Annotated in this window: 17 protein-coding genes; 12 read left to right on the top strand and 5 right to left on the bottom strand. The window is 72.3% G+C overall.

Features of this window, described 5'->3' with window-relative positions; translation table 11 throughout:
- Positions 1–5 precede the first annotated feature (5 nt).
- The gene (locus H305_RS52455; protein WP_028801402.1) at positions 6–230 is read right to left on the bottom strand and encodes a hypothetical protein; all 225 of its coding nucleotides are present in this window, start codon (positions 228–230) and stop codon (positions 6–8) included.
- A gap of 584 nt (positions 231–814) precedes the next feature.
- Between H305_RS52455 and H305_RS0116830 the strand changes: the two genes are divergently transcribed.
- From H305_RS0116830 to H305_RS0116815, 4 genes are all read left to right on the top strand, one after another.
- Entirely contained in the window at positions 815–1,417 is a 603-nt protein-coding gene (locus H305_RS0116830; RefSeq protein WP_028801401.1) for a hypothetical protein, read from the top strand.
- A 116-nt stretch (positions 1,418–1,533) separates the two neighbouring features.
- On the top strand, positions 1,534–2,190 hold the full coding sequence (locus tag H305_RS0116825; RefSeq protein WP_028801400.1) for a class F sortase: 657 nt from the start codon (positions 1,534–1,536) through the stop codon (positions 2,188–2,190).
- A 383-nt stretch (positions 2,191–2,573) separates the two neighbouring features.
- A complete protein-coding gene (locus H305_RS0116820) occupies positions 2,574–3,830 on the top strand; it encodes a serine hydrolase domain-containing protein (RefSeq protein ID WP_028801399.1) in 1,257 nt (418 codons plus the stop codon).
- 180 nt (positions 3,831–4,010) lie between these two features.
- On the top strand, positions 4,011–4,694 hold the full coding sequence (locus H305_RS0116815) for a GOLPH3/VPS74 family protein (protein WP_028801398.1): 684 nt from the start codon (positions 4,011–4,013) through the stop codon (positions 4,692–4,694).
- A 136-nt stretch (positions 4,695–4,830) separates the two neighbouring features.
- Here H305_RS0116815 and H305_RS0116810 read toward each other — a convergent pair whose 3' ends face one another.
- The 3 genes from H305_RS0116810 to H305_RS0116800 form a co-directional block, all read right to left on the bottom strand.
- The gene (locus tag H305_RS0116810; RefSeq protein WP_028801397.1) at positions 4,831–5,994 is read right to left on the bottom strand and encodes a hypothetical protein; all 1,164 of its coding nucleotides are present in this window, start codon (positions 5,992–5,994) and stop codon (positions 4,831–4,833) included.
- Between the two features lie 756 nt (positions 5,995–6,750).
- Entirely contained in the window at positions 6,751–7,647 is an 897-nt protein-coding gene (locus tag H305_RS0116805) for a helix-turn-helix domain-containing protein (protein ID WP_028801396.1), read from the bottom strand.
- Positions 7,648–7,846: 199 nt separating this feature from the next.
- Positions 7,847–8,314 carry an SH3 domain-containing protein gene (locus H305_RS0116800; RefSeq protein WP_037764324.1) on the bottom strand — a complete coding sequence of 156 codons (468 nt, stop codon included), beginning with the start codon at positions 8,312–8,314 and terminating at the stop codon, positions 7,847–7,849.
- Positions 8,315–9,094: 780 nt separating this feature from the next.
- On the opposite strand from H305_RS0116800, the gene H305_RS0116795 reads away from it, so the two are divergent.
- The 7 genes from H305_RS0116795 (at position 9,095) to H305_RS0116770 (ending at position 14,839) form a co-directional block, all read left to right on the top strand.
- The gene (locus H305_RS0116795; protein WP_234020918.1) at positions 9,095–9,937 is read left to right on the top strand and encodes a serine hydrolase; all 843 of its coding nucleotides are present in this window, start codon (positions 9,095–9,097) and stop codon (positions 9,935–9,937) included.
- Between the two features lie 151 nt (positions 9,938–10,088).
- Complete coding sequence (locus H305_RS53425; RefSeq protein WP_158690543.1) at positions 10,089–10,238, top strand: hypothetical protein; 150 nt, start codon at positions 10,089–10,091, stop codon at positions 10,236–10,238.
- Positions 10,239–10,296: 58 nt separating this feature from the next.
- Positions 10,297–10,713 carry a hypothetical protein gene (locus tag H305_RS49420; protein WP_051370653.1) on the top strand — a complete coding sequence of 139 codons (417 nt, stop codon included), beginning with the start codon at positions 10,297–10,299 and terminating at the stop codon, positions 10,711–10,713.
- A gap of 125 nt (positions 10,714–10,838) precedes the next feature.
- Entirely contained in the window at positions 10,839–11,954 is a 1,116-nt protein-coding gene (locus tag H305_RS0116785) for a PLP-dependent cysteine synthase family protein (protein ID WP_037764211.1), read from the top strand.
- Positions 11,951–13,192, top strand: coding sequence for an MDR family MFS transporter (locus tag H305_RS0116780; protein WP_028801392.1), 1,242 nt, complete (start codon positions 11,951–11,953; stop codon positions 13,190–13,192). The genes H305_RS0116785 and H305_RS0116780 overlap by 4 nt, the downstream gene beginning before the upstream one ends.
- A gap of 387 nt (positions 13,193–13,579) precedes the next feature.
- Positions 13,580–14,275: a type 1 glutamine amidotransferase domain-containing protein gene (locus tag H305_RS0116775; RefSeq protein WP_028801391.1), complete on the top strand. Its 696-nt coding sequence runs from the start codon at positions 13,580–13,582 to the stop codon at positions 14,273–14,275.
- A 3-nt stretch (positions 14,276–14,278) separates the two neighbouring features.
- The gene (locus tag H305_RS0116770) at positions 14,279–14,839 is read left to right on the top strand and encodes a TetR/AcrR family transcriptional regulator (protein WP_028801390.1); all 561 of its coding nucleotides are present in this window, start codon (positions 14,279–14,281) and stop codon (positions 14,837–14,839) included.
- Between the two features lie 94 nt (positions 14,840–14,933).
- Here H305_RS0116770 and H305_RS0116765 read toward each other — a convergent pair whose 3' ends face one another.
- Positions 14,934–15,692 (bottom strand): MerR family transcriptional regulator, encoded by a 759-nt coding sequence (locus H305_RS0116765; RefSeq protein ID WP_234020913.1) that lies wholly within the window; start codon positions 15,690–15,692, stop codon positions 14,934–14,936.
- A 159-nt stretch (positions 15,693–15,851) separates the two neighbouring features.
- Between H305_RS0116765 and H305_RS0116760 the strand changes: the two genes are divergently transcribed.
- Positions 15,852–16,049 (top strand): hypothetical protein, encoded by a 198-nt coding sequence (locus tag H305_RS0116760; protein ID WP_028801388.1) that lies wholly within the window; start codon positions 15,852–15,854, stop codon positions 16,047–16,049.
- Positions 16,050–16,191 lie beyond the last annotated feature (142 nt).

Here is a 16,191-nt window from a genome sequence, read left to right as displayed (position 1 = left end):
AGATGTCAGGCTGTCCGGTCGCCCGGGGCGGCACGGGAGCCGTCGGGGCCCGACGGCCGGGGAGCGGACTCCGACCGGCCCTTGTGTCCGGGGAGCGGACCGCCCGCGGAGGGGTCCCAGCTGAGGATCCATTCGAACTCGCGCCGCAGTCGGCGAGCTTCGCTGCGCACCAGGAGGGGAATGTCGCCGCGTTCTGAGATCAGCTGGGCGTAGATCGGTGCGTCGTGCACGCGTGGATCCTCGGCTCGGGTCGGTGGGGTGTGTCTCGGTACTGCGCTGCCTCGACGTTAGGGCCCGGATGCCGTCGCCGTGGTGATCCGGTCGGCTCGGCCAGAACCGGTCAGGGGGCGGGCAGGGGACGCCCATCGGTGTCGAACAGGGCGTCAGGGAATGTCAGTTCTGTGTCCGCTCGCGTCCGGTGGCCGGTCCCGGCAGCGGACCTCCCCGCCACGGCTACCAGTACGTAACCTACTGACCGGTCATTCGGGACGGCCCGCCCGATGCCGGTGCCACACCTTGATCACGGAGTGCCGGAGGCGCGCCGGAGGTGTGTCCAGCCGAACGGGTTGTTTCCGTGGCGTCGCCCCGGCGCCGGGGCCTTCCGCCATCCGTGACGAACCACCAGGTCAGCCATTCACGGCCGGGCGGGGTGGGACGTCGGCCAGGCCGACCATGAGCGGACACAGGGGTAGCCCAGGTGAGCCGCCCGAGTGGTGGGACGGAAGGGACTCACTGACGGTGGATCACGTCGAGGCCGGGTTCTCTTGAGCTGACACAGCGCCAGCTGCCCGGCCGAGACGGAAGGAATCCGACGATGCGCTCTGCCCGCATGCTCCTCGCCACCGCGACGGCCACGGCGGCCCTCGCGATCGCCGCACCCGGTGCCCACGCCGCAGGCCTGTTCGACCGGGATTCCGGCGACGACTCGTCCTACAGCAAGGAGGACGATTCCCACAGCAAGGACGACTCGTACAGCAAGGGTGACGACTCCTCCCGCGACGGGGGGAGCGATCACGACTCTTCGTACAGCAAGGGGGACGACGAGGGCAGCCGCCACGGCAAGCCGAGCGGCGGCATGCACACCGGTGGCGGTGCGCTCGCGATGCTGAAGAGCGACGACGACTGGGGCAAGGACGGCGGCGGCAGCGGCAACGGCAACGGCAACAGCAACAGCAACGGCAACAGCAACGACAACGGCAACGACAAGAGGTTCGACCCGGAGACCTACAAGGACAAGGACTCCGACTACGGCAGCGACTCGGGCGGCGACCGCGACAAGCCGAGCGGCGGCATGCACACCGGTGGTGGCGGGCTCGCTTCCCCGAGCGTCACCGCCGGCGGGGCGGCGGTCCTGGCCGTCGCCGCGGCGGGCGCCTTCGCGATGCGTCGCAAGAAGACGTCCGGCGGTTTGTCCTGACCGAAGGCCTACGCGATAGCAGTCGCGGCCGCCGCGTGTGCACACCGTGGCGGCCGCGGCTCGCCCCTCCTCCCGCTGTGCCCCACAGCTGCCGCGTTCTTGTGAGGTGGTTCCCGATGACAGCCCGGTCGTCCTCACCAACCGACAACGCCGAGCCGGGGCAGGGCGCCCGCGCCGGCCGCACCCTGCTCACCTGGTCCATCGGCCTGCTGATCCTGGCCCTAGGGCTGATCGGCAGTCATGACCCGTCGGCCGGAGCCTCCCGCGGACCCCACGGCTCCGCGGCGCTCTCACCGTCGGTGGTCGCGAAGGCGGGCAAACATCTGCCGAGGTCCGCTCCGACGCGCCTGATCATCCCGAAGATCTCGGTGGACGCACCGTTCACCGCCCTCTCCATCGGCCCGTCGGGCCGCCTCGAACCTCCGCCCGCCGACGACGTGAACCTCGTCGGATGGCACGCGGCCGGTGTCTCGCCCGGCGAGCCCGGGACCGCGATCATCGCCGGCCATGTCGACACGAAGACCTCCGCCGCCGTGTTCGTGGGCCTCGGCGAGTTGGAGGAGGGCGACCATTTCGAGGTCGAGCGGGCCGACGGCCGTACGGCCCGGTTCGTGGTCGACAGCTCGGAGACGTTCGAGAAGGACGACTTCCCCGACAGCGTGTACGCCGACACCCCCCAGGCCCAGGTCCGGCTCATCACCTGCGCGGGCTCCTACGACCACGCCGCCGAGGACTACACCGAGAATCTGGTCGTCTTCGCCCATCTCGTCTGAACCGCGGCACGAGGACACGGCCCAAAGAGCGGCGCGCGACGCGGTCCCGGCCGTGCCCGGGGCGGCGTCGCACGTGCCCCGACGTCCGACAGGCGGGGTGCGGCGGCCGCTCCTATGCTGGTGCCGTAGGGGGATGGAGCTTGTCTCCTACGGCGTCATCGCGGCCTGTGACGCGGCACGTCCGCCGTGACCGCGGCCGTCCCGCGCCGTCCGCCACGGTTCCGCCGCAGGCGACTCGCCCGCCCCCACCACTTCGTCCGCTCGCCCCGGACGCTCTCGCTCGGCGGAACTTCCGTCGGGCGTCCCCGCAGGCGGACACCTTTCCGACCCGCTGTCGTCGTAGGCGATCGCGGGTCTCGTCCTCTTGCGGTTGGAGTCAGCCCATGACCCACTCGTCCAGGCGATTGCGCAGGGGGGCCGTCACCGCCGTGGCGGTGGGGGTGCTCATGGTGCCGACGGCGGGTGGCGCGGCCTTCGGGGCACCCGCGTTCGTACCCTCGGCCGCCGCGTCGGCCGACCCACCGTCACCGTCCGACTCGTCGGCGTCCGGCTTCCAGGAACTCACCCCGGCCGTCAGACAGCAGATCGACGAAGCCGTGCAGAAGGTGCAGCAGGAGGCGAAGGTTCCAGGTGTGACGGTGGGGGTGTGGACACCCGACAAGGGCAACTACGTCCGCTCGTTCGGGGTCGCGGACAAGAGCACCGGGCAGAGGATGACGCCCGATCTGTTCACGCGGATCGGCAGTGAGACGAAGACGTTCACGGTGACCGCGCTGCTGCAGCTGGTCGACCGGGGCAAGGTGACACTCGACGACCCGATCGGCAAGTACATCAGCGGAGTGCCCAACGGGGACACGATCACCCTGCGCCAACTGGCCGGGATGCGCAGCGGCCTCTACAACTACTCCGAGGACCCGGACTTCTTCAAGGCCCTGACCACCGACCCGCAGCGCCCCTTCACCCCGCAGGAACTGCTCAACTACGCCTTCAGGCACCCCGTGCTGTTCCCGCCCGGTGAGAAGTTCTCCTACTCCAACACCAACCTCATCCTGCTCGGCCTGGTCATCGAGAAGGAGAGCGGCCGGCGGCTCTCGGACTTCATCCGGACGAACATCCTGACGCCCGCGGGCCTGGACGACACGTCGTTCCCCGACGACGCGGCGTTCCCCACTCCGCACGCGCAGGGATACACGAACCAGACGGCGACGGGGAAGGTCGAGGTCTCCACCGACTGGAACCCGTCCTGGGGCTGGGCGGCCGGTGCGATGATCTCGACGCTTCAGGACCTGCGCATCTGGGCGCGCACGGTCGCCACGGGGATCCTGCCCGACGGCCGCACCATGGTGAGCCCCGCCACGCAGAAGCAGCGGCTCACCACACCGCCCACCACGATTCCGGGGGCCGGGTACGGGCTGGGCATCTTCGATGTCCAGGGCTGGATCGGCCACAACGGCTCGCTGCCCGGCTACGAGTCCCTGACCATCTATCTCCCGTCGGCCCGGGCGACGCTCGTGGTGGTGCTCAACACGGACATCGGCCAGGACGACACGGAGCCCAGCACGCTGTTCGGCCAGGCGATCACCAAGATCATCACACCGGAGCACGTCTTCGACCTGCCCGCACAGCCGGCGGCCCGATGAGCCGCGGCCCAGCCCATCCGCCGGGTGTCCCGGGCACATGGGGAGCCGGACGCCTGGCATGTCGTCCTATGTGTCTGACACCGTAGGCGTCCCGTGCGCCGACCGGCCCGCGGGCGGACCGGCGACGGGCAGGCGGTGGGCCGGACGCGCCGTCGCCGACAACCGCGAGGGGAGCCGTTCATGACCACGGCCAAGGATCTGTTCATCGTCGCCCTCGACGTGGAGCCCAGCCGTTCCGTGGGGCAGGGCGACCTGTCGCTGGCGCTCGCCGGAGCCGAGCTGATCGATCTCCTCGGCGGCCGGGCCGTCGACATCGACGGAGACCGCATCGTGCCGACTGCCGGTCAGCCGGCTACGGACGACGCGCTGTTGGGCGAGGCCGCGTCCCTGCTGGAGCGCGACGCTCCGTACGAACGTGTCGAGGACTGGCTCTGGCGCCGGGGCCGTGACCTGTCCCAGGCATACCAGACCGCCCTCGTGGAGGCAGGTCTCCTCACGGAGCACCGGCGCGGCCGGCTGTCGCTCGGCACCGCCCGTATGGAGCCGGCCGACTCGCCAGAGCGTCAACACGCCATGAGCCGCTGGACGTCGCGCGACCCCGTCCTCGACGCGCTGGCGTCCGCCGTGGGGATCCACGGCGAGAAGGCCTTTGGCGAGGACACCTCGGCCGGGTACGGCGAGGAGATGTCCGGCGAGGGGGCCTCGGGCGAGGACATCGCGCGGGAGGAGGCTCCGGCCGGTGGCGACGACCCGGAGACGACCGTGCTGGCCGCCGTCCATGACGCCGTCATGGAACTCGAAGCCGTACGGCAGCGGCGGGCCATCGAGAACGCCGCGTTCGCCAACATCTGGCGCGGCCCCTGACCGGTGGGCGCGGGCGGACCGTACGGCAGGTTCTCGGCCCGGCCGTAGGTGCTTGTCGGTCCCCTCGGCACCGCACCACCGTGCCGAGATGGATCTTCGCCCGCGCCCGGACCGGGCCGAACGCGGGTCCCGTGGTCTAGTGGTCGGGCTTGCGTGCCGCGGTCTTCGGATCGGGTGTTTCCGCCGCCGGGGTGGCGTCGCCCGTCGCGCGCCGCGACCACATGCTGCCCGCGACCCGCTGGAGCGTCTTCGCCAGCGGGTGCGGCGCCCGACCGTGCGGGGCCGTGCCCGTTGTGTCCGCCGCGCCCTGGGCGTCCTTGAGGTCGGCCAGGGCCGCGTGCGCGAGTTCGGTGGCCTCGCGGTACAGGTCGCGCGACTTGGTCATGGCGTCGAGCGCCTCGGCGTAGGAGTCCAGCAGTGCCCGGGCATGGGCGAGTTCCTCCTCGACGGTCACCAGGTGCCAGTCCTGGCGCAGCGCCGCGAGCGCCTCGGCCGCACCGACCGGCAGCGGCCAGGGCAGCTCCGCGTACCGCACGATCTTCTCCAGGAGCTCCGTCGGCTCCGAGCCGTCGAGGAACACACTGCGTACGGTGAAGGCCTCGTCGTCGTACCCGGGTCTCAGCGGGGTGCCGGGCAGGATGACCGCGCCGCCGCGAGGCACCGAAGTACCCAGGTCGCTGAGTGCCCAGTTGACGGCCTGGAACTGCTCGGGCGCGGCGCGGTGCTCCACGACGCGGTGCCGCAGCACCGGCGGCAGCAGACGGGTCAGGGGGAGCCGGCCGCGCGGATCGGGCGTCATGGCCTCGTGGACGACGACGTTGATGCACCAGCTGTGCCGCGCGGCGTCCTTGAGCAGCCGGCGCAGCGCGGCGTCCTCCTTGGGGAGCGGGTTGGTGTCCCGCAGACGCAGGCCCGGCACCACGTCGTGGTCCCAGGAGACGTCGTCCGTGTCGGGCCAGAACCTGGTCGCGGGGGAGGACCAGCCGGGGTTCCACGGGCGGTCCGCCTCGGCGGCGAGCGTCCAGGGCCAGTCGTCGGAACGCTCCGGCCGTTCCGGTGGTTCGACGCTGAGCCTCGCACGCACGGTGCCGGTGCCGTCGACGCGCCAGCGGGCCTCGAAGACCCGTTCGGCAAGGAGCGCGGAGCGCTCCGGCTCCATGAAGCCGTCGATCGTGCCGTCGGCCTTCAGCTGCCGCAGGTTCTCCCGCAGCAGCTCCCGCGGATCGGGTCCGGTGTGTCGCCCGCGTGCCAGCCAGACCGTTTCGGGGGCCGCGACACGGGCGGTAGGGGGCTTGGGCATGTGTCACTTTGCTGGTGGGGTGCGGTGTGCGTTCCCAGTATGGTCACCGCGGGTCCCGAGGGGAATCAGCGAGGTCCCCGTGGATCACGGACATCCCCAGACGGGTGACTATGTTCGATTCATCCTGTTTGTGATGTGTGGATCGAGGGTGTGCGATCGGCGCCTCGGCGGCGCCGCGGCCGGCACCCGCATCCCGTCATGGCGCGGCGAGCAAGCTGCGGACGGCTCCGTGGTGGGCGGCGTGGTGGGCGGCGTGGGACCAGGGGGAGGTCCGTGAGATCGGCGTGTTCGTCCGTGCCGTGCGGGCCCTCGTAGCGCACGCCGAACCCTGCTGTCGCGGGGATGCCCTCGCCGGCGAGGAGGTTCCCGATGTTCGACGGTCCGGTGGTCTTCGGGCGCGGCGCGAGGCCGACCGCTCGGGCGGCGGCCAGCAGCGCCGCCGCAGGCTCCTCCTCGGGGCGTAGCTGGAACGGGGCCGGGTGGCGACCGGTTCGACGTCCGCGCGGCGGGGCCGGGCCCGGCTTCCGGGGCTTCCACCACGATGCCGGCGAGGGCGCCGTCGGGATCGTGCAGGCGCCGGTGCCGGAGGGCCCGTTCGGAGAGCCACGACTCCACGGTGGCGAGGACCGGGCCGCAGTCGCCGAGGCCGCCTCCGCTGGGCAGACGGGCCAGCCGGCGGGCCGACGTGCTCGCGTCCACGTGTCTCCTCGTACCTCATGACGCGGCCGGCCCTGACCCGATCGGGCAGTTGCCGGCTCATCGTCGCTCGACGGGATCGGTCTCCCAGCCGTCGTCGAGGCCGGTGCACGCCAGTTTCCCGGCCACCTCCGCGCAGGCCTCCACACCCTCGGGAGAGTGCACGGCCAGCATGGGACTCGTGGAACCCGCGGGGCCGTCCCCCGGATAGGCGGCGGAGAGCACGTCCTGCCCCGAGCGGACGGAGAGCTCCCGGGGTTCGGAGGTGCGGGCCCGGACCTCGGACCAGGCGGTGCCGCAGGACGGCGAGTACCGGAGGCGAACCGCGTACGAGGTGTCGGTGACGGTGCTCTCGGTCCGCGCGTCGCGGTCGCAGGCGACGTCCTCCGGCAGCCGGCCCTGGCAGGACGCGCCGCCGCAGCGCGTCGAGAACGCGACACCCCCGCTCCGTGGGCTGACGTGCCCGCTGGTGGCGGCGGCCGCCACGACCGCCGCCACGGCCATGGCGAGCAGGATGCAGACCGGCAGGGCCGACCGCCGGGCGAGGGCGCCCGCCGTCCCTGACGACGATGCTCGCGACGGCGACGGCGACGGCGACGGCGACGGCGCGGTGGCCGTTCCCGCCGGGTGTCCACCGCTCTCCCGGCTCGCGTCGCCGGGATCGGCGCCGTCCTTCCGTGCGGCGGAGCGCACCGCGGACTGGTGCAGATCCCGTAGGTGACCCGGCTCCGCACCGGCGAGCGCGGCCAGTGCCTCCACGGCCGAGAGGGGAGGCACCTTCGTCCCGGCGAGATAGCGGTGCCAGGCGGACTTGCTGTACGGGGTGCGCGCGGCCAGCGCCGCGAGGCTCAGTCCCGTACGTGACCGCAGCAGACGCAGTTCGGCCACGAACGGTTCGTCCTGGCGCTCCGGCGTCGTCGCGGCCGTCGGACACCGTGCACCTGGGGGCTGCCGCATGACACGACTCCCAATCTTTCGTCCTTTATAGGTGGTTAGACCCTGTTGTCGATATCTGTTCCCGGGGGAGTGGTGTCGCGACACACTGGTGCACGGATGAGAAGGGTGAGTCGGTGCGGCAGGCACGCCGACGGCCCGTCCGGGCACGGGGTGCTCGAACAGGCCGCCGTTCACGGGGAGATGGGGAGGTCAGGCCGCCTCAGCACCAGGGGACGAAGCCGCGGGTGTACACGTAGCGGGCGGAGACGTACCCCTTGTGGTGTGCGAGCCGGTACCAGTGCCGCACTCCGAACACGGACGATCCGTCACGGAGGCAGGTGAGGTGGACGAGACCGTTCCGGGACCGGTGGCCGACCACGGAGTACCCGGTGCCGGGTCCGGACCGGACGTTCAGCGCGGCGCGCCGGGTGACGACACGCCCCACCGCGTGGGTGCGGTGATGCGTGACGTGACGCTTGGTGTGGTGCCGGTACTTCGGCGTGTGACGCGTGGTGGTGTGCAGGCTGGAGCCGAGGGCGGGCAGCGGTGAGTACGTGCCGTGCGGCGCCGCCGAGTGGGCCGGGCGGGACACGGTGGTGCCCGAGTCGGCGGCGACGGCCGCGGTGGGCAGCAGCGCGAACACCGCGACCGTGGCAAGAAGGCCGCTCTGCGTGGTCCGACGCAACATGGAAACCTCCGGACTGACGTTCTGGATCACGAGGTGTGATCTCGTGTCGCCAAGCGTTTCCGTGGCCGCCGGGGCGGATTCCGTCCCCGCGTCCCGGGGGACGGCGGGGACGTCCCCGGGGCGCGGGTGCGTCCGCCGGGCCCGCACAACCGCAGGTGAAACGGCTGGAAGGTCCGAGAGGCCACGCGGCGCCGACGGGACCGGGGACGGCGTCCCGCCGCCTGTCCGGCTCGCCGTGCGTACGTCCGCCGAACTGGTGGCCGGTACCGCCCGCCGAGTCCGTCGCCCCTACGACCGCCGAGGCGGGGCCCGCCTGTGGAGCCGATCGCCCGTACGACCGCCGAGGCGGCGCCACGCCTTGCGAGCCGGCCGCCACGCGTTCCGGCCCGGGCGGTGCCGCGCAGCGCCGAGGGCTTGGGGTGCGCACAGGGATCTGGCCCCGGCGGTCGTGCGGACGCGCCGAAGCACGCACCGGCGAATGCTCCCGCAAGGGCACAGCGGCGAATGCGTCGAGTAACCGCCTGCCGCCGTCACGCTCGGCTTCGGCGCGGTGGCGATACCGCCCGTTTCCGTAGCGAATGTCACATTGCCGACAACCTCGCATTTCGGACATAAAGGTGCATTTGGCGGCTGGTTGATCAATGCCCCCCTGTAGCGTCACCGTCGGCCGGGACCCGCCCACGGCCCCGAACAGACACGCCCGCCGACACGCAGCAGGACGGACACTCCATGCCGGGAACGCAGACATCGCGCCGAGCGCGCCGTGGATTCGTTGGGGCCATGGCCGCGGGGACGGCGCTCGCAGCGCTCGCGGCCGCCGCCCCCGCCCACGCGAGCTCCGCCTCGACGACCGTCGGTGGCGCGAAGGTGACGTGCACCTCGAAGCGGTCGGCGCTGGCGGACCGGCTGGCGCTGGACATAGCCGAGGCTCTCAAGGGCCGTAAGGACGCCTCGGCCCTCGCCCTCTACGACCGCACCACGGGGACCTCCTGCGCGTACCGCGCCGACGCGGCCTTCGACTCGGCGAGCGTGGTCAAGGTCACCGTCCTCGGTGCCCTGCTGCGGCAGGCCGCGGAGGAGAAGCGCGAGCTCACAGCCGACGAGGTGAAGCTGACCACCGCGATGATCACCAAGTCCGACAACGAGGCGACCAACACCCTGTGGCACCGGATCGGCGCCGACGGCATCCAGCACTTCCTGGACCAGGCCGGCATGAAGGACACCGTGCCCGGATCGGCGAACCACTGGGGGCGGACCCGGATCACGGCCGCCGACCAGCTCAAGCTGCTGCGCCTGCTCACCTCCGACAACCCGGTCCTCGACCGGAACGCGCGCGCCTACGCCCTCCGGCTGATGGGCCACGTCGCCGCGGACCAGCGCTGGGGCGCGCCCGCCGGAGCTCCCGCGACCGCGGCCGTCCACGTCAAGAACGGCTGGCTGCCGCTGGAGACCCATGGCTGGAGGGTGCACAGCGTCGGCGTGTTCACCGGCGGCGGCCACGACTACGGGATGGCCGTTCTCTCCCAGGACAACCGCACGATGGACGAAGGCGTGGCCACCCTGGAGGCCGCCGCCCGCGCGGTCAACCACGACCTGAACGCGTCCCCCGCCGCCACTTCCTGAGTTCCGGAATCGCGCGCCGGCGGCCGGACATCCGCCGGTCCGGGGCCGACGGTGCGAACGCCCCCGCTCGGCCGGGGCCGCATCGTCGGCCTGCCGGGCGCCCGCTCCTATGGTGGGAGCCCCCGGCGGGCGAACGGCGAGGCAGGAGCAGGTGACGGAACCGGGAATCGACTACGCGGCGGTCTTCCAGGCCCTTCCGGTGCGGTGGCCCTGCACACCCCACGACTGGCCTACGCCGACGCGAACGAGGAATTCCAGTGGCGCCACCGACGACACCGCCCTGGTGATCGTGCGCATGTGACGGGCAAGCCGGACCGTCGTTGCGTAACACAGTGCATCCGGTCGCATACTCTGTGCATATGATCGGGGTGCGCGTCAGGACGAGGACATCGGGGGCCGGACGGCTCTGGCTGCTCCTCGGGGTCGTCCTGATCGTCGTCGCCCATCTCGCGGGAGCCGTGCACGGCGCCGCTCTCGCGGGCACTCACACGGCCTTCCCGGTCATCTCCCACGCGGACGGCGCGGAGTACACCGCCGACGGGATCAAGCCGTCTCCCGGTCACGACCACACGGCCGACGGGCATGTCGACCACGTGGCGGACCGGCCCCGCACCGGCGAAATCGGCCCGGGGCCCGGCCACGACGGACCGGACACCCCGCCGGCCACGGCCGTCGCTCCCGGAGCCGCGCACGCCCCCGGCGGCGGTCCGCCCCGGCCGCTCGCCGCGGCGGACCGTCGTGGCATCCGTGCGCTGCACTGCGTCTGGCGGCTCTAGACGCCCGCCCGCACTCCTCGTCGGCGCCCCCGCGCAAGGGCGCCGCCGGGGGGCGCCGCCGTGTGCCCGTGATCCGCCGCGACGCGCCCGCCGAATCCGGCCGGGCGCCAAGGAGCCGTACGCCCATGCACCTCTCCCTGCTCGAAGCCCGCGGGGGGCGCAGCCCGCTTCCCGCGATCGCCCGCCGCCCCGCCCAACTCGTCGGCGACACCCCCGTCCTGTGGGTCGGCGAACCCTTCGCCCCGCCCGGCCGCGGGTTCCACGCCAAGCTGGAAGGCGCCAACCCCGGCGGCATCAAGGACCGCCCCGGACTGCACATGGTCGGCGAGGCGCGCCGTCGCGGCGAACTCGTCCCCGGCGCCCCGATCGTGGAGTCGTCCAGCGGCACCCTCGGCCTCGGCCTCGCCCTGGCCGGGCTGACGTACGGTCACCCCGTCACCGTCGTCACCGATCCCGGCGCGGAGCTGTCCGTGGTCCGGCTGCTGACCGCGCTCGGCGCCCGGGTCGACCAGGTCCCCGTCCCGCACCGGGAGGGCGGCTGGCAGCAGGCCCGCCGTGACCGCGTCGCCGAACACCTGGCCCGTACGCCGGACGCGTACTGCCCGGACCAGTACCACAACCCGGACAACGCGGCCGCCTACCGGCCGCTGGCCGCCGAGCTCGCCGCCCAACTCGGCCACGTCGACGTCCTGGTGGCCGCGGTGGGCACGGGCGGTCACTCTGCCGGTGTCACGGCGGGGCTGCGCGAGTCGTTCCCCGGGCTGAAGCTGATCGGGGTGGACGCGGTCGGCTCGACGATCTTCGGACAGCCCGCCGCGCCGCGCCTGATGCGCGGCCTGGGATCCAGCATCCACCCCGCCAACGTCGACTACGGCGCTTTCGCCGAGGTGCACTGGGTGGCTCCGGACGAGGCGGTGTGGGCCTGTCGCCGACTGGCCCGCCGCCACTACGCCTCCGGTGGCTGGAGCGTCGGCGCGGTCGCTCTCGTCGCGGGATGGGCCGCGCGGGAATTTCCGGCCGGAACCCGGATCGCCGCGATCTTCCCCGACGGCCCGCACCGGTACCTGGAGACCGTCTACAACGACGCCTGGTGCCACGAGCAGCGGCTCCTCGGCCGCCCGGCGCCGCAGGAACCCGACGAGATCGCCGAGCAGGACGAACGGGTCGTGACACGCTGGACCCGGTGCAGCCGGGTGCGCGATCCGCTCGGCCGCGGCGCGGTGAGGGCGGGCGTCCGATGAAGGGGCTGCGTACCCAGGTGGCCTCCTTCGACGGCCCCGCGCGGCTGCTGATGGTCAATCAGTTCGCCATCAACCTCGGCTTCTACATGCTGATGCCGTACCTGGCCGACCATCTCGCCCACGGGCTCGGCCTCGCGGCCTGGACCGTGGGCCTGGTCCTCGGCGTGCGCAACCTCTCGCAGCAGGGCATGTTCCTGGTCGGCGGGACGATCGCCGACCGCTACGGCTGCAAGCCGGCGATCCTCGCCGGGTGCGCGCTGCGGACGGTCGGGTTCGGGCTGCTCGCCGTGGCCGACGGACTGCCCGCACTGATCGCGGCCTCGGCGTTGACGGGTCTGGCGGGAGCCCTGTTCAACCCGGCGGTGCGTGCCTATCTGGCCGCGGAGGCGGGGGAGGAGCGAAGGGTCGAGGCGTTCGCCGCGTTCAACGTGTTCTACCAGGCAGGCATCCTCGTCGGCCCGCTGGCCGGACTCGCCCTGCTGGCCTGGGACTTCGCGGTGGTGTGCACGGTCGCCGCGCTCATCTTCGGCGCGCTGGCGATCGTGCAGGCCCGGGCGCTGCCCGTACGTCCCGCGGTGGACCGGGGGGCCGAACCTGCCCGGCGGTCGGTCGCCGCCGACTGGCGCACGGTCGCCGCCAACCGCCCCTTCCTCCTCTTCGCGGCGGCGATGAGCTGCTCGTACGTCCTGGCCTTTCAGGTGTACCTCGCCTTGCCGCTGCGCGCCCGCGAACTCTTCGGCGAGCGGACCGGCCTGGTGACCGGCGCTGTCTTCGCCGTCTCCGCGCTCGCCGCGCTGTCGGGCCAGTTGAAGCTGACGGCCTGGGCGAAGCGGACGCTGCCCGGTCCGCAGGCGATCGCGTGCGGACTGGTGGTGATGGGGGCCGCCTTCCTGCCGCTGGTGCCCCGGCCGTACGACCCCGTGGCCGGGGCGTGCGCTCTGGTGGTGTGCGCGGCACTGCTGGCCTGGGGCGGGGCGCTCCTCTACCCGTTCGAGATGGACACCGTCGTACGTCTCTGCGGCGACCGGCTGGTCGCGACGCACTACGGCGCCTACAACACCGTCTCCGGCATCGCCGTCTCCCTCGGCAATCTCGGCGTCGGGGCGCTGTTCGACACGGGCGTGAGCTGGCTGCCGTGGGCAGTGCTGGCCGGCACCGGGCTGGTGTGTGCCGTGCTGGTCGTCGGGCTGCACAGCGCCGGGTACCTCACGGCGCGGTCGGTCCCCGTGCCGGGCTGAACGAGGGTCGGACGGCCCGCGGGAGCCGTGCGACGGGGTGAGGGCGCTGCGGTGCGGGGGCCGAGGTGCGGGGAGCGGGTGGTGGTCGCCCCTCGCTTGTTCCGCGGCCACCCCTTGCTCGTTCTACGGCATACGTCCTAAGTCCCCGACGGGTAGCTGCTTGTGGTGGCTTCGGTCGGCACTTTGGCCCGCACTCCTGTCAGGCATTGGATTTCCAATGCCTGACATTGGGATCGTCATTGGAAACGAATAGGAGGGGGGACCTACCTTCGAGGACGTGGCCGCACTGACGATCTGCACCCGAAGCGTCAGCGCTCGCAGAATGCCGGAGTGTGCGATCACCATCGCCCCGGGCCCCCACGGGCCCCTATCCCTCGGAGGCAGCGCATGTCCAAGATCCTTTTCGTGATGACCGGCGTCGACCACTGGACCCTCGCCGACGGCACCAAGCACCCCACCGGCTTCTGGGCCGAGGAAGCGGCCGCCCCGTACGAGATCCTCACGTCGGCCGGTCACGAGATCGTCGTCGCCACGCCCGGCGGCGTCGTCCCGACCGTCGACAAGGGAAGCCTCGCTCCGGAGGTCAACGGCGGCCAGGAAGGCGCCGACAAGGTCGCGAACGTGCTCGCCGGGATGACCGAGTTGCGGAACCCGATCCGTCTCGAGGACGTGAACCTCGACGACTACGCCGCCGTCTTCTACCCCGGAGGCCACGGTCCCATGGAGGACCTGGCGGTCGACGCCACCTCCGGCCGGCTCCTCATCGACACCCTGACGTCGGGCAAGCCGCTCGGCGTGGTCTGCCACGGGCCCGCCGCGCTGCTCGCCGCGACCCGCGACGACGGCACGAACGCCTTCGCCGGCTACCGGGTCGCGGCCTTCACCGACGTCGAGGAGACCCAGGCCGGACTCGCCGACCGTGCGAAGTGGCTCCTGGAGACCCGCCTCGTCGAGGCCGGTGTGGACGTACAGGTCCGCGAGCCCTGGGCGCCCAACGTGGTCGTCGACCGCAGCCTGGTCACCGGCCAGAACCCCGCGTCCTCCGCACCGCTCGCCGCGGAACTGCTGCAGAAGCTGGGCTGACGCATGAGCACCGACCGGCTCGAAGAGGTCCTCGGCGCCACGTACGACTGCCTCACCAGGTACGGTGTACGGCGCACCACGATGGACGACATCGCCTCCACCATGGGCGTGTCCCGGTCGGCGGTCTACCAGTACGTCCGCAGCAAGGACGACGCCTTCTGCAAACTGGCCGCCCGCCTGCACGACCGGGCCCTCGTCCGTGCCCGGGCGGCCGCCGCCGACCGGGACGCCCCGCACGACCGACGCATCAGGGGCGTCCTGGCGGCCAAGCTGGACCTCGTCCTCGAGCTCAGCGGCCCGTCGCCGCACACCGCCGAACTCCTCGACGCCAAGGCCCGGTTGTTCGGCGGGATCTGCTGCGCCTTCACCGCCGACCTGCGGCGCCTGCTCATCGGCCTGTTCGCCGAGGCGGGCACGGTCGGCGGTGTCGAGCCGGCCGAGGCCGCCGACATCGCCATCGCGCTCGTCGTCGGCCTGGAGTCGCAGGCCGAGGGCAGCGCGCTGCTGGAGCCCGCGGCCACCGCGCTCCTGTCCGGACTTCTCGGCACACCGGCGTCCCGATGACGCTCCGCACGCCGGGCCGTCGGCTCAGCCGGCGGGCTGGAGACGACCGGGCGCGCGGAGGCGGTGCGGGCGCCGGCAACACGCCGGCGCCCCCTCAATCCCGGTGACCGAGGTACCCCAGGTAATCGTCCAGGGCCGCCGAGGCACGCAGCCGGTGGAGGCTGCGACGATGCAGGTCCCGGGCCCGGCCGGCCAGTTCGCCGACCGCACGGTCGGGGTTCTTGGTGGACCGCAGTTCGTCCAGGACCGCCTTGATCGTCGCGAGGGGGTAATGGCCTCGGCGGAGCAGCGAGACGACCTGCGCGGCATGCACTTCAGTGCGGGAGTAGACCCGATAGCCGGTGGCCGGCTCCCGGTCCGGCCGCAGCAGACCGCGGTCCTCCCAGAGCCGCAGGACAGGTGGCCGGACCCCCACGGCTCTGGCCACCTGACCGATACGCAGGTGACGGCGAGCGGACGCCGACGTGATCGTGCCGCCCGCCAGCACGGTGCCCAGCGCCTCGTGCGCCGCGGCCAACTCCGCTCTTTCGCGGTCCAGTCGGGCATGACTGGCGTCGAGGGCGGCCAACGCCGCCTCCAGGTCGCCGTCGTGGACGGCTCGCATGATTACGCGGGCCGTCGGCCACCCGTGACCCGCGGCCATCTCGCGGGCCGCGCCGAGGGCCCGCGCGTGGGCGGCGGTGAAGACCCGGTATCCGCTCTCCGTCCGCTCCGTCGGCGGCAGAACCCCCAACTCCACGTAATTGCGGACCTGCTGGACCGAGATCCCGGCGGTCCGCGCAAGGTCGACGGCGCGCAGTCGCTGACCCACATCGACCTCCGCTGTCCCCGCCGCCCGTATCGAGACGCTCACCTTAACCCCTCAAGGCCGGTTGAGACTTTTCGGACATCACGAGGGCATGTCCAGGGCTGATTGCTCCGGAAGTCCCCACAAGCAATTGAATGAAACAATTGAAAGCCGAGGCCCGGCCGTTCGAGCGGGCTGTCCGGATGCATCAGGGGAGTGGGCGACTTGAAATTCCTGCTGGAAGTCACCATGGACGACGCGCGCCTGGCGGAGGACCCCGCGGGCGAACTCGGCCGCATCCTCCGCTACTGGGGCGGCAACCTCCACCACTACGCGCTCGAACCGGGTGACGGCTCGGCCGTCTACGACTCGGACCATCAAGAGGTCGGCCGCTGGCGCATCGAGGCGACGGCCGGGGCCTGACTCCGACCCGGTCCGCCGTCACGAGGACGGCGCGCAGTCCGACCGCGTTCTCCTCGGCGCGGTCCGCTTCGTCGGGCGGCGGCGTCGCGCCGGCTTGTGGCGCTGCGCGAGATGTGCCGTGTGCTGCGCCCGGGCGGTCGGC

This window comes from Streptomyces sp. 142MFCol3.1, assembly GCF_000424945.1.
Taxonomy (GTDB): Bacteria; Actinomycetota; Actinomycetes; order Streptomycetales; family Streptomycetaceae; genus Streptomyces; species Streptomyces siamensis.
This window is presented reverse-complemented; position numbering and strand designations above follow the sequence as displayed.

Bases quoted from the DNA above. Each gene is read 5' to 3' on its own strand.
- H305_RS0116830 (WP_028801401.1), top strand. From the start codon at position 815: ATGCGCTCTGCCCGCATGCTCCTCGCCACCGCGACGGCCACGGCGGCC.
- H305_RS0116825 (WP_028801400.1), top strand. From the start codon at position 1,534: ATGACAGCCCGGTCGTCCTCACCAACCGACAACGCCGAGCCGGGGCAG.
- H305_RS0116820 (WP_028801399.1), top strand. From the start codon at position 2,574: ATGACCCACTCGTCCAGGCGATTGCGCAGGGGGGCCGTCACCGCCGTG.
- H305_RS0116815 (WP_028801398.1), top strand. From the start codon at position 4,011: ATGACCACGGCCAAGGATCTGTTCATCGTCGCCCTCGACGTGGAGCCC.
- H305_RS0116810 (WP_028801397.1), bottom strand. From the start codon at position 5,994: ATGCCCAAGCCCCCTACCGCCCGTGTCGCGGCCCCCGAAACGGTCTGG.
- H305_RS0116805 (WP_028801396.1), bottom strand. From the start codon at position 7,647: ATGCGGCAGCCCCCAGGTGCACGGTGTCCGACGGCCGCGACGACGCCG.
- H305_RS0116800 (WP_037764324.1), bottom strand. From the start codon at position 8,314: ATGTTGCGTCGGACCACGCAGAGCGGCCTTCTTGCCACGGTCGCGGTG.
- H305_RS0116795 (WP_234020918.1), top strand. From the start codon at position 9,095: ATGGCCGCGGGGACGGCGCTCGCAGCGCTCGCGGCCGCCGCCCCCGCC.
- H305_RS49420 (WP_051370653.1), top strand. From the start codon at position 10,297: ATGATCGGGGTGCGCGTCAGGACGAGGACATCGGGGGCCGGACGGCTC.
- H305_RS0116785 (WP_037764211.1), top strand. From the start codon at position 10,839: ATGCACCTCTCCCTGCTCGAAGCCCGCGGGGGGCGCAGCCCGCTTCCC.
- H305_RS0116780 (WP_028801392.1), top strand. From the start codon at position 11,951: ATGAAGGGGCTGCGTACCCAGGTGGCCTCCTTCGACGGCCCCGCGCGG.
- H305_RS0116775 (WP_028801391.1), top strand. From the start codon at position 13,580: ATGTCCAAGATCCTTTTCGTGATGACCGGCGTCGACCACTGGACCCTC.
- H305_RS0116770 (WP_028801390.1), top strand. From the start codon at position 14,279: ATGAGCACCGACCGGCTCGAAGAGGTCCTCGGCGCCACGTACGACTGC.